The organism is Ancylobacter polymorphus (assembly GCF_022836935.1).
Taxonomy (GTDB): Bacteria; Pseudomonadota; Alphaproteobacteria; order Rhizobiales; family Xanthobacteraceae; genus Ancylobacter; species Ancylobacter polymorphus_A.
This window is the reverse complement of the sequence record NZ_CP083239.1, coordinates 2033229-2044424: the sequence shown is the minus strand read 5'-3', so window position 1 is coordinate 2044424 and position 11196 is coordinate 2033229. Positions and strand designations below refer to the sequence as shown.

Genomic DNA, 11196 nt, shown 5'->3' with positions numbered 1-11196 from the left:
TCCCCCAATGGCTCGTCACAAGACTGTTTCAATGGCTCGCTCCTCCACCCGCCCCGCCTCCGAACCGCCGCGCCCGGCGCCCCGCCTCTATGTGCTTGCCCCGGCCGCCGACGCCGCCGGCATCGCGGCGCAGGCTGAGGCGCTGCGCCAGGCGGCCGCAGAGGCCGACATCGCCGCCGTGCTGCTGCGTCCCGCCTCTGGCGTCGCCGCGCTGAAGCCGCTGCTGGACGCCTGCCAGGCAATCGGCGCCGCCGGCCTTGTCGATGGCGAGGCCGCCCTCGTCGCCACGCTGGGGGCCGATGGCGCGCATGTCGACGCGGTCCCCGCGCTGAAGGCCGCTGTCGCCGCGCTTCGGCCGGACGGGATTGTCGGCGCCGGCGGGCTGCGCAGCAAGCACGACGCCATGACGGCGGCGGAGAGTGGCGCGGATTATGTGATGTTCGGCGAGCCCGACGCGGAAGGCCGCCGCCCGCCCTTCGAGGCGACGCTGGAGCGCACCGAATGGTGGGCACAGCTGTTCGAGCCGCCCTGCGTCGGCTATGCGCGCACGCTGGAAGAAGTCGAGGCGCTCGTCGCCGGCGGGGCGGATTTCGTCGCCGTCGACACGCTGATCTTCGAGGCGCCCGTCGCAGGGGCCCGGGCGCTGGCGGCGCGCCTCGTCCTCCCCGCAGAGGCGTCCTGATGCGGCGGGCGTGCGGCAGCGCGGGGATGCGCGGCGTGGCGGTCATGGCTGGCCTGCTGCTCACTCATCTGGGCGGCACCGGCGCGGCGCTGGCGCAGTCCCCCGCAGCACCCAAGCCGGCAGCGCCGAAGCCCGCCGCATCCAATTCGCTCGCCACCCCGCTTGGCTCGCCTCTCGGCAGCTCCAGCACGGCAGCACCGCTCGGCACCGACCGCGATCCCGCCTACACCGCCTATCAGCGCGGACGCTACCGCACGGCGCTGGATCTCGCCGTCAGCCGGGCCAATGCGCAGGGCGACGCGGCGGCGATGGTGCTGGCCGGTGAGTTGCTGTCGCAGGGCTATGGCGTGCGCCAGGACCCCACGGCCGCGCGCAAATGGTACGAAGCCGCCGCCGCCAAGGGCAATGCCGATGCCCTCTTCACCCTCGGCGCCGTGCTCATGGCCTCGCCCACCGTCACCACCAAGGACCAGGCGGTGGAGTTCTTCCGCCAGGCCGCCGAGAATGGCAGCGCCCGCGCCGCCTATAATCTCGGGCTCGTCTATCTCCAGGGCGAGGTGGCGCCGAAGGAACCGGCCATCGCCGCCGAATGGTTCAAGCGCGGCGCCGAGCGCGACCAGCCCGACGCGCTCTATGCACTGGCGACGCTTTACCGCGATGGCAATGGCGTGGCGCGCGACCCCATCGAATCCGCCCGCCTGCTGCAGCGCGCCAGCGAGATCGGCAATGATGTCGCCACCACCGAGCTCGCCATCGCCGTTTTCAACGGCGTCGGGGTGCCGAAGGACGAGGAGCGCGCCGCCGCACTCTTCCGCAAGGCGGCACTGCAGGGCAACGCCATCGCCCAGAACCGCTATGCGCGCATCCTCTCCGCCGGGCGCGGTGTTCCCAAGGATGTGATCGCCGCCGCCGGCTGGCACCTCGTCGCCAAGGCGCAGAAACTCGATGACCCCATGCTCGACAAGCTGGTGGCGAGCCTCACCCCCGAACAGCGCGCGCAGGCGCAGGCGCGGATCAAGCCCTGGACGCCACCGCCGGCCTATTAGCGTAACCACCCGTCCGACCGGCAAAGCCGGGCGGCACGTTCCCGCCTTGCTCATGCCGCCGGGCACCGTTACTCATCGGGACGCTTCGCCGTTGGAGCCGGCGGCGCGGCGTCGAAGACAGCTTCTGGGGATTTCGTTTGCTCATCGCTCGTCCAGTGCCCTCGCGGGCCATGCCGCGTTTTCTCTCCCGCCGGCCGGATCTCGTCCGGGCGTTCGCGGTGGTGGCGGCAGTGCTGGTGGCGATGCTCACGCTGGGGGCGCCGCCCGCCCGCGCGCTGGAGGCGGTAGCGATCCGGCTCGATGCCCCGGTGATCGACCTCGCCCCCGCCATCGAGCGGCGCACCAGCGACAATGACCGGCTGCAGGTCTCCACCGTACCCGGCGCCGACGGCATCGTCCGCCGCATCGAGGTGCGCTCGGTGGTGCCGGGGCCGCATGGCAGCAAATGGGCGGTCTTCGCCCTCGCCAACAACACCGACGAGCAGGTCGACCGGCTGATCGTCGCCCCGCATTACCGCATGGTCGGTTCGGGCGTGCTTTGGCCGGATCTCGGCAATCGCCGCATCCTCAACGTCACCACCAGCCAGGGCTTCCGGCCCGAACTGCAGAACGCGCCGGACGCCGACGTGTTCTTCCTCACCCTCGACCCCGGCACCACGGTGACGCTGGTGGCGGAACTCGGCGATGGCGGGCTGCCGCAGCTCTATCTCTGGGAGCCGGAGGCTTACAAGGACAAGGTCAACAGCTTCACCCTCTATAATGGCATCGTCATCGGCATTGCCGGCCTGCTCGCCCTGTTTCTCACCATCCTGTTCGTGGTGAAGGGCAGCGCCATGTTCCCGGCGGCGGCGGCGCTGGCCTGGGCGGTGCTGGGCTATATCGGCCTCGATTTCGGCTTCTGGTCGAAAGTGTTCGGCATCTCGCCGCTGGCGCAGCAATTCTGGCGCGCGGCCGGCGAGGCGATCCTCGCCGCGACGCTGGTGGTGTTCCTGTTCGCTTATCTCAACCTCAATCGCTGGCATGTGCGCTACGCCCATGTCACCGCCGGCTGGCTGGTGTTTCTCGCCGCCATTGTCGGCCTCGCCTTGCTCGACCCCTCCGCCGCGGCGGGCATTGCCCGGCCCTCGCTGCTCGTCGTCTCCTTCATGGGCTTCGGCGTGGTGGTGTGGCTGGCGCTGCACCGCTACGACCGCGCCGTGCTCATCATCCCCACCCTGCTTCTGCTCGTCGTGTGGGTCATCACCGCCGGCATGGCGGTGTCCGGGCGCATCGGCAACGATCTCGTCGCCCCCGCGCTGCTCGGCGGTCTGGTGCTGATCGTGATGCTGATCGGCTTCACTGTCATGCAGCACGCCTTTGCCGGCATCGGCTCGGTGGCCGGCAGCGCCCAGGAGCTGGAGCGCCGGGCGCTCGCCGTGGCGGGCTCGGGCGACATCGTCTGGGACTGGGATGTCGACACCGACCGGATCCATGTCAGCCCGGAGGCCGAGCACATGCTGGGCCTCAAGCAGGGCACGCTGGAGACCGAGGCCGCCGGCTGGCTCGACATCATCCACCCGGGCGATCGCGACCGTTTCCGCGCCACGCTGGACGGGCTGCTCGACCAGCGGCGCGGGCGCATCGACCAGGATTTCCGCCTGCGTGCGCATGACGGCCACTATCTCTGGTTCAACCTGCGCGCCCGCCCGGTGGTCGGCACCGATGGCGAGGTGGTGCGCTGCATCGGCACGCTCTCCGATGTCACCGACAGCCGCACCGCCGAGGAGCGGATGCTGCATGATGCGGTGCATGACAACCTGACCGGCCTGCCCAATCGCGAACTGTTCCTCGACCGCATCGCCGCCGCCAACGGCCTCGCCCGCAGCGACGACCAGATCCGGCCGACGGTCCTGCTGATCGACCTTGACCGCTTCAAGCAGGTGAACGCCACGCTCGGCATGCCGGCGGGCGATTCCATTCTGCTCACCGTCGCCCGGCGCCTGATGCGGCTCGTCAAACAGCAGGACACGCTGGCCCGTCTCGGCAGCGATCATTTCGCGCTGATCCTGCTGTCAGAACGCGATCCCGAGCGCATCACCGCCTTCGCCGACACGCTGCGCCGCACGCTGCGCGCGCCCATCACCTTCGGCGACCGCGAAATCTTCATCACCGCCTCCATCGGCCTGTTGCTGGCCGACGGCCAGAAGCGGACCCCGGTGGAAACGCTCAAGGACGCCGAACTGGCGATGTATTTCGCCAAGCGCGTCGGCGGCGACCGCATCGAGGTGTTCCGGCCCAACATGCGGACGCAGAAGCTCGACCGACTGAGCATGGAGCAGGACCTGCGCCAGGCCCTGCAGCGCGGCGAGATCAGCGTGCTCTACCAGCCCATCGTCGATCTCACGACGCGGCGCATCGCCGGCTTCGAATCGATGATGCGCTGGCAGCACCCGACGCTGGGCACGCTGACGCCCGACGATTTCCTCGGTCTCGCCGAGGATTCAGGGCTCATCGTCGATCTCGGCTTGTTCGTGCTCGACACCGCCGCCCGACAGCTTGGCGTGTGGCAGCGCACGCTGCGCGGCGAGCCGATCTTCATCTGCGTCAACATCTCCTCCCGCCAGATGCTGCGGCACGATTTGCTGCAGGATCTGAAGGCGGTGCTGGCCCGCAATGTCGTCGCGCCCGGCACGCTGAAGCTGGAACTGTCGGAATCGCTGGCGATGGAGAACCCGGAATACACCTCGCAGATCCTCACGCGGATGCGCGAGCTCGACGCCGGGCTGACACTGGAGGATTTCGGCTCCGGCTATTCGGCGCTGGCCTATCTCCAGCGTTTCCCCTTTGACAGCATCAAGGTGGACCGCACCTTCACCAAGGCGCTGGGCCGCAGCGGCAACAAGGCGCAGCGCCCCATCATCCTGCGCACCATCGTCAACATGGCGCACGATCTCGGCATGGACATCATCGCCCAGGGCGTCGAGACCGAGCAGGTCGCCGCGGCGCTCGGCAAGCTCGGCTGCCGCTATGGCCAGGGACGGTTCTTCGGCGAGGCGATGACCGCCGATGAAGCGCGCAAGCGCCTGCAGCCGGAACAGCCCCCGACCTCGCTGCTGGAGCGCGGCCGCCAGCTCTCCCGCGGTGCGCGCGCGGCCGCGACCCCGCCGACGGTTCCCTCGGCCGCCACCCGGCCCGCCAGTGCCGCCGAGGCCGCGCAGCGCGCCGCCCGGCCGACCGCTGCGGAAGCGACGCCCGCATCGGCGCCCGCGGGTGCCGCGCCGGCCCCCGTGGCCGCGCGTCCCGCCGCCGCAACGACAGCTGCGGCGCCGACACAGACGCCGAATTCCTGACGCCGATCCTTCGGAAAACGCGTGGCGCGGCGAACCGCGCGCCACCTCAGGCGTGGCCAGCCTCAGCGGACAGCATGCCCGGATCGATGCCGATCTTGCGCAAGGCGAGATCATATTTCGCGCCAGCCTCGGCCTCGAACACCAGCGCCGGATCGGCCGGGCAATGCAGCCAGCCATTCTGCTGGATCTCGTTCTCCAGCTGTCCCGGCGCCCATCCGGCATAGCCGAGCGCCAGCATGGCGAAGGCCGGCCCGCTGCCGGCCGCCATCGCCCGCAAAATGTCGAGCGTGGCCGTCAGGCAGATGCCATCGTCGATCGGCAGGGTGGAATCCTGAATGAAGAAATCGGCGCTGTGCAGCACGAAGCCGCGTCCGGTTTCCACCGGCCCGCCGCGCAGCACCTTCACACCGCCGGCGCTCTGCGGCAGGTGAATGCGCTCATCCTTCGGAATGACATCGAGCTGCACCAGCAGATCGGGAAAGTTCACATGGGCCGCCGGCTGGTTGACGACGATGCCCATCGCCCCTTCCGGGGAATGGGCGCACAGATAGATCACCGACCGCGCGAAGCGCTCGTCGCGCATGCCGGGCATGGCGACCAGCATCTGTCCGTCGAGGAAGGTCCCGCCATCGAGGGGGTCGGGCTTCCGGGGGCGCTCGCGTCCGATCCACATAGAGGGAAGCCTAATCCCCGCCGGGGCATTTTCAAGCCCACCCGTTCACCGCTCAGCGACGGCGGGTACGGCCTCACACGAAAGTGCGCCTCGCACGACTTCCCCACGGGGAGCGGAGAGGCTATCGCCAAGACCATGCTGTCTCGTCTGTGTTCCCTCGCTCTGTGCTCGCTTGCGCTCGTGCCCGTCGCGGTGCCGGCGCATGCCGGCGACATGTCCTCCTGGTCGGCCCCGGAAGGCACGGCGGCGCGACTTATCGCGGGCGGAACGCAGGGCGACGCGCTGCTGGGCGGCGTCGAAATCCGCCTGCCGCCCGGCCTCAAGACCTATTGGCGCTATCCCGGCGACAGCGGCGTGCCGCCGCATTTCGACTGGACCGGCTCGCAGAATGTCGAGGCGGTGGAGGTGCTGTGGCCGGCCCCGGCGCGGTTCGACGATGGCGGCTCCTACTCCATCGGCTACAAGCATGATGTGGTGCTGCCGCTGCGGATCACGCCGAAGGACCGCGCGCAGCCGGTCGAGCTGAAGCTCAATCTTGATTTCGCCGTGTGCGGCAAGATCTGCCAGCCGGCCAATGCCGCGCTCGATCTCGCTTTGCCGCCCGGCGGCGCGGGCACGCCTTCCGCCGCGCTGGCCCAGGCCCTCGCCCGCGTGCCGCGCCCAGCTCCCCTCGGCGAAAAGGGCGAGCCCGGCATCGCCACCGCTGAGCTTGAGCGTAGCGCGGAGACGCCCGCCATCCGCATCGTCGCCGATGTCGGCAATGCCGCCACCGCCGATCTCTTCGTCGAAGGGCCGAACGAGGACTGGGCGCTGCCGCTGCCGGTGCGTGAGACCAGCCCGGATGGGCGCACCGTCTTCACGCTCCCGGTCGATGGCGTGCCGAAGGGCGCGGATGTCGCCACCGCCAAGCTTCGCTTCACGCTTGTGGATGGCGACCGGGCGATCCAGGTGGACGCGCCGCTTTCCGCACACTGAACCGGCTTCCCGCCTCGCGGGAAATCGCTATGGTACCGACCGACCGAACCGGCCCCTACGGCAGCCGGTTCGGCGCGGCGCTTCGGCGGGTCCGTTCCCACCCCTTCCCGCCCTATGAAAGGACGTTTCCATGACGATCAAGGTTGGCGATCAGCTCCCCAGCGTTACCTTCCGGGTGGCCACCGAGGACGGCCCGGTGCCGAAGAGCACCGACGAGATCTTCAAGAACAAGAAGGTCGTGCTGTTCGCCGTTCCCGGCGCCTTCACGCCCACCTGCCACAAGAACCACCTGCCGAGCTTCATCGCCCGCGCGGAAGAGATTCTCGCCAAGGGCGTCAGCACCATCGCCGTCACTGCCGTGAACGATCCCTTCGTCATGGCGGCGTGGGAGAAGGCCTCCAATGCCGGCGGCAAGATCGTGTTCCTGTCGGATGGCAATGCCGAATTCGCCAAGGCCATCGGCCTCGACTTCGACGCGGCGGCGGCGGGCCTCGGCGTGCGCTCCAAGCGCTATTCCATGCTGGTCGATGACGGCGAGGTCATGATCCTCAATGTCGAGGACGTGCCGAGCAAGGCCGACAAGACCAACGCCGACGTGCTGCTCACCCAGTTCTGAGCCGTTGAAGACGGGATTCCGGCCGGGCACGCCCGCGCCGGAATTTCCCGCGAGGGTCGAGACCACCGCCGGTCAGGCGATGATGTCGGGGCAGATCTGGTCCTCGATATAGCCGATGCGGTCGCGCAGCTGCAGCTTGCGCTTCTTGAACCGCGCCAGCTGGAGCTGGTCGCTGCCCGGCATGTCCTGCAGCGCCTGGATCGCGACATCCAGATCACGGTGTTCCTGCCGCAAGCGCTCCAGAACAGCCAGGAGCTCGCGTTCCTCTTCCGCCGTCATTTGTGTCAAACGCCCGACCCGAACCCGACTCATCCCCGGCACGGCCGAGGTCGGGCACGAGTATCGCCGCCCCTGCGGCCCGCCGCAACCGCCGGCTCCCGACACTGTGAGCGACCGCGCTGCGGTGCAGCACATCCTTTCGTCGACAGCCCCTCGCTCTCGTGACAGACTGATGACGTTCGCATCGGAAGACAGGAGATACTGTCCATGACCATGCAGTCGCATGTTGCCGAGTTGGAACGTCGCCATCAGGCACTTGAAAAGCAGTTGCGGGAAGAGACGACCCGCCCCGCGACCGACGCTACCCGCATCGCCGATCTCAAGCGGCGCAAGCTGCTCCTCAAGGACGAAATCGCCCGCTGCAAGAGCGGTACAGTACATTAAGGCCCTCACCCCACTCGCGTGACACAGCACAGCACGGACGACCGCCGCTCCAGGCCGCGTGTCTGAGAACGGTGATCGCTGTATCTGCGGTCCATGCCTGCCATGTCGCCTCGGCGCCGGGGCGTCGTCCCGGCGCATCCCTTTACTTGACATGACGACGCGGTCGCCGGCTTTACCGCTGGCGAACTGCTTGCGTGCCCGCGCGGACGCGACCAGCGCGGGCACGCGCGCGTTAGGCCCTCGACGAAGGGCGTAAGCATTTCAGCGTCTTGCCAGACGGGCGCGAAAGGCGAAATCTCGCAGCAACAAAAACCTGCTCGACAGGAATCTGCTCTGGGAGACGCCCGCATGTCCGCTGCCGCCAGCCGCTACCCGTCCGTCCATGGCCGCTCCATCGCTGATCCCGAGGGCTTCTGGCGCGAGGCCGCCCGTGCCATCGACTGGATAGAGGAAGGCGCGCGCGTCTTCGATCCCGCGCTCGGCATTTACGGCCGCTGGTTCCCCGGCTGGACCACCAATGTCTGCCATAATGCGGTCGACCGTCACGCGGAAGGCGGGCGCGGCGACCAGGCGGCGATTTTCTATGACAGCCCGGTGGCCGGCGCGCAGCGCCGCGTGACCTATGCCGAGTTGAAGGACGAGGTGAGCCTGCTCGCCGGCGTGCTGCGCGAACTCGGGGTCGGCAAGGGAGACCGCGTCGTCATCTACATGCCGATGATCCCGGAGGCCGTATTCGCCATGCTGGCCTGCGCCCGCATCGGCGCGGTGCATTCCGTGGTGTTCGGCGGCTTTGCTGCCGCCGAACTCGCCAGCCGGATCGAGGACGCCCAGCCCAAGGTCGTGCTGTCCGCCTCCTGCGGCATCGAGCCTTCACGGATCGTCAACTACAAGCCGCTGCTGGACCTTGCCCTGACCATGGCGAAGCACCGGCCGGAAACCTGCCTCATCTTCCAGCGGCCGCAGGTCGAGGCCAAGCTGGTCGCCGGCCGCGATCATGACTGGGCGACGCGCTGCGCGCAGGCGCGCACCGCCGGCACGCGGGCGGAGTGCGTGCCTGTCGAGGCGACCGACCCGCTCTACATCCTCTACACCTCGGGCACGACCGGCAAGCCGAAGGGCGTGGTGCGCGACAGCGGCGGCTACATGGTGGCGCTGCGCTGGTCGATGGAAGGGCTCTATGATGTGCGGCCGGGCGAGGTCTATTGGTCGGCCTCGGATATCGGCTGGGTGGTCGGCCATTCCTACATCATCTATGCCCCCCTGCTCACCGGCTGCACCACGGTGCTTTATGAGGGCAAGCCGGTCGGCACGCCGGACGCCGGCGCGTTCTGGCGGGTGATCGAACAGTACAAGGTCGCAGCGCTGTTCACCGCGCCCACCGCCCTGCGTGCGATCAAGAAGGAAGACCCGGAAGGCCGGCTGATGGGCGCCTATGACCGCTCCAGCCTACGGACCCTGTTCCTCGCGGGCGAACGCGCCGACCCCGATACGGTGGAATGGGCCAAGGCCCGGCTCGGCGTTCCCGTGGTCGACCACTGGTGGCAGACGGAGACGGGCTGGGCGATCGCCGGCAATCCGGTCGGCCTCGGCGCCCTGCCGATCCGCGTCGGCTCCACCGGCGTGCCGATGCCGGGCTATCAGGTGGATATTCTCGATGAAGGCGGCCACCCGGTCGGGCCCGACCGCATGGGCTCCATCGCCATCAAGCTGCCGCTGCCGCCCGGCTGCCTGCCGACGCTGTGGCGGCAGGATGAGCGCTTCCGCGAGAGCTATCTCGTCGACTTCCCCGGCTATTACAAGACGGCGGATGCCGGCTTCACCGATGCCAATGGCCAACTCTTCATCATGGGCCGCACCGACGACATCATCAATGTCGCCGGCCACCGCCTCTCCACCGGCGGCATGGAGGAAGTGCTGGCCGCCCATCCCGATGTCGCGGAATGCGCCGTCATCGGCATTCATGACGAGCTGAAGGGCGAGGTGCCTTGCGGCTTCGTGGTGCTGAAGGCGGGCGTGGCGCGCTCGCCGGCCGATATCGAGGCCGAGATCGTGGCGCTGGTGCGCGAGCGTATCGGCCCGGTGGCGGCGTTCCGCCTCGCCATCACCGTCAACCGGTTGCCGAAGACACGCTCGGGCAAGATCCTGCGCGGCACGATGAAGAAGATCGCCGACGCCGAGCCGTGGAACATGCCCGCCACTATCGACGATCCCGCCGCGCTGGACGAAATCGCCGCCGCGCTCGGCGCGCGAGGCCTCGCCAAGGTGACGGCCGCCTGAGTCCCAACGACGCATGAAAAAGCCCGGGGCGGCGGCGCCCCGGGCTTTTCTCGTTCAGGCGGCTACCCGCAAAGGCGGCTCACTCCTCGTCGTCGGCCTCGCTCTTGCGCGAGCCGCCGAGCTTGGCGAACACGGTTTCGAGGTCGATCGCCTCCTCGCGCGGCTTGCGGGCGGGCACGAAGGGCTCCGGCCCGTCGCCGATCGACAGGTCGACCGGCAGCAGCGTCGTCTCGTCGCCGACCGGCGCCACCGAGGCGGGACGGTCCTTGGAGGAGCGCTGCACCTCGATGTCGAGGTCGATCTGCGAGCACAGGCCGAGCGTCACCGGGTCCATCGGCGTCAGATGTGCCGCGTTCCAGTGGGTGCGCTCCTTGATCGACTCGATGGTCGTCTTGGTCGTGCCCACCAGACGCATGATCTGGCTGTCCTTCAGCTCCGGATGGTTGCGCAGCAGCCAGAGAATGGCGTTCGGGCGGTCCTGGCGCTTCGACACCGGGGTGTAGCGCGGGCCGCGGCGGCGCTTGGGCTCGGGGAGGCGCACCTTGGACTCGAGCAGCTTCAGCCGGTGATGCGGGTTCTTCTCCGCGCGCTCGATTTCCTCGCGGGCGAGCTGGCCCGTGGTGATCGGATCGCTGCCCTTGATGCCCTGCGCCACCTCGCCATCGGCGATGCCCTTCACTTCCAGCACGTGCAGCTTACAAAAGTCCGCGATCTGGTCGAAGGTCAGGGCGGTATTCTCGACCAGCCACACGGCGGTGGCCTTCGGCATCAGGGGGGCGTTCGCCATGGGACGCAGCTCCATCCAGTGAGGCGCCGGGCGGGCGGTGAAACCGAGCCGGCGTGCAGATTTCGGGTCTTCGGCCGCGCAAAAGTCTCCCCGCGCCCACCACCCGGAGGGGCGGAGCCTCGGACCGTCTCGCGATGACCGGGATGGC

At 68.9% G+C, this 11196-nt stretch carries 10 protein-coding genes; 7 read left to right on the top strand and 3 right to left on the bottom strand.

Annotation, left to right across the window (positions count from 1 at the left end):
• Nucleotides 1-31: 31 nt before the first annotated feature.
• The 3 genes from K9D25_RS09560 to K9D25_RS09550 all read left to right on the top strand — a co-directional run bounded on the left by K9D25_RS09560 (nucleotide 32) and on the right by K9D25_RS09550 (nucleotide 5057).
• On the top strand, nucleotides 32-682 hold the full coding sequence (locus K9D25_RS09560) for a thiamine phosphate synthase (protein ID WP_244450609.1): 651 nt from the start codon (nucleotides 32-34) through the stop codon (nucleotides 680-682).
• A 26-nt stretch (nucleotides 683-708) separates the two neighbouring features.
• A complete protein-coding gene (locus K9D25_RS09555; RefSeq protein WP_244450835.1) occupies nucleotides 709-1728 on the top strand; it encodes a tetratricopeptide repeat protein in 1020 nt (339 codons plus the stop codon).
• 170 nt (nucleotides 1729-1898) lie between these two features.
• Entirely contained in the window at nucleotides 1899-5057 is a 3159-nt protein-coding gene (locus K9D25_RS09550; protein WP_432207923.1) for an EAL domain-containing protein, read from the top strand.
• 46 nt (nucleotides 5058-5103) lie between these two features.
• Here K9D25_RS09550 and K9D25_RS09545 read toward each other — a convergent pair whose 3' ends face one another.
• Nucleotides 5104-5730 carry a YqgE/AlgH family protein gene (locus K9D25_RS09545; RefSeq protein WP_244450608.1) on the bottom strand — a complete coding sequence of 209 codons (627 nt, stop codon included), beginning with the start codon at nucleotides 5728-5730 and terminating at the stop codon, nucleotides 5104-5106.
• Nucleotides 5731-5865: 135 nt separating this feature from the next.
• Between K9D25_RS09545 and K9D25_RS09540 the strand changes: the two genes are divergently transcribed.
• Together K9D25_RS09540 and K9D25_RS09535 are read left to right on the top strand one after the other, a co-directional pair.
• Entirely contained in the window at nucleotides 5866-6705 is an 840-nt protein-coding gene (locus K9D25_RS09540; RefSeq protein ID WP_244450607.1) for a protein-disulfide reductase DsbD domain-containing protein, read from the top strand.
• Between the two features lie 130 nt (nucleotides 6706-6835).
• On the top strand, nucleotides 6836-7321 hold the full coding sequence (locus K9D25_RS09535; RefSeq protein ID WP_244450606.1) for a peroxiredoxin: 486 nt from the start codon (nucleotides 6836-6838) through the stop codon (nucleotides 7319-7321).
• 72 nt (nucleotides 7322-7393) lie between these two features.
• Here K9D25_RS09535 and K9D25_RS09530 read toward each other — a convergent pair whose 3' ends face one another.
• Nucleotides 7394-7600 (bottom strand): YdcH family protein, encoded by a 207-nt coding sequence (locus K9D25_RS09530; RefSeq protein ID WP_244450605.1) that lies wholly within the window; start codon nucleotides 7598-7600, stop codon nucleotides 7394-7396.
• A 207-nt stretch (nucleotides 7601-7807) separates the two neighbouring features.
• Between K9D25_RS09530 and K9D25_RS09525 the strand changes: the two genes are divergently transcribed.
• Both K9D25_RS09525 and K9D25_RS09520 read left to right on the top strand, forming a co-directional pair.
• The gene (locus K9D25_RS09525) at nucleotides 7808-7984 is read left to right on the top strand and encodes a YdcH family protein (protein WP_244450604.1); all 177 of its coding nucleotides are present in this window, start codon (nucleotides 7808-7810) and stop codon (nucleotides 7982-7984) included.
• A gap of 348 nt (nucleotides 7985-8332) precedes the next feature.
• Nucleotides 8333-10261: a propionyl-CoA synthetase gene (locus tag K9D25_RS09520; RefSeq protein WP_244450603.1), complete on the top strand. Its 1929-nt coding sequence runs from the start codon at nucleotides 8333-8335 to the stop codon at nucleotides 10259-10261.
• Between the two features lie 79 nt (nucleotides 10262-10340).
• On the opposite strand, the gene K9D25_RS09515 is transcribed toward K9D25_RS09520, so the two are convergent.
• Nucleotides 10341-11048, bottom strand: coding sequence for a DUF1013 domain-containing protein (locus K9D25_RS09515; RefSeq protein WP_244450602.1), 708 nt, complete (start codon nucleotides 11046-11048; stop codon nucleotides 10341-10343).
• Nucleotides 11049-11196 lie beyond the last annotated feature (148 nt).

Bases quoted from the DNA above. Each gene is read 5' to 3' on its own strand.
- K9D25_RS09560 (WP_244450609.1), top strand. From the start codon at position 32: ATGGCTCGCTCCTCCACCCGCCCCGCCTCCGAACCGCCGCGCCCGGCG.
- K9D25_RS09555 (WP_244450835.1), top strand. From the start codon at position 709: ATGCGCGGCGTGGCGGTCATGGCTGGCCTGCTGCTCACTCATCTGGGC.
- K9D25_RS09550 (WP_432207923.1), top strand. From the start codon at position 1,899: ATGCCGCGTTTTCTCTCCCGCCGGCCGGATCTCGTCCGGGCGTTCGCG.
- K9D25_RS09545 (WP_244450608.1), bottom strand. From the start codon at position 5,730: ATGTGGATCGGACGCGAGCGCCCCCGGAAGCCCGACCCCCTCGATGGC.
- K9D25_RS09540 (WP_244450607.1), top strand. From the start codon at position 5,866: ATGCTGTCTCGTCTGTGTTCCCTCGCTCTGTGCTCGCTTGCGCTCGTG.
- K9D25_RS09535 (WP_244450606.1), top strand. From the start codon at position 6,836: ATGACGATCAAGGTTGGCGATCAGCTCCCCAGCGTTACCTTCCGGGTG.
- K9D25_RS09530 (WP_244450605.1), bottom strand. From the start codon at position 7,600: ATGACGGCGGAAGAGGAACGCGAGCTCCTGGCTGTTCTGGAGCGCTTG.
- K9D25_RS09525 (WP_244450604.1), top strand. From the start codon at position 7,808: ATGACCATGCAGTCGCATGTTGCCGAGTTGGAACGTCGCCATCAGGCA.
- K9D25_RS09520 (WP_244450603.1), top strand. From the start codon at position 8,333: ATGTCCGCTGCCGCCAGCCGCTACCCGTCCGTCCATGGCCGCTCCATC.
- K9D25_RS09515 (WP_244450602.1), bottom strand. From the start codon at position 11,048: ATGGCGAACGCCCCCCTGATGCCGAAGGCCACCGCCGTGTGGCTGGTC.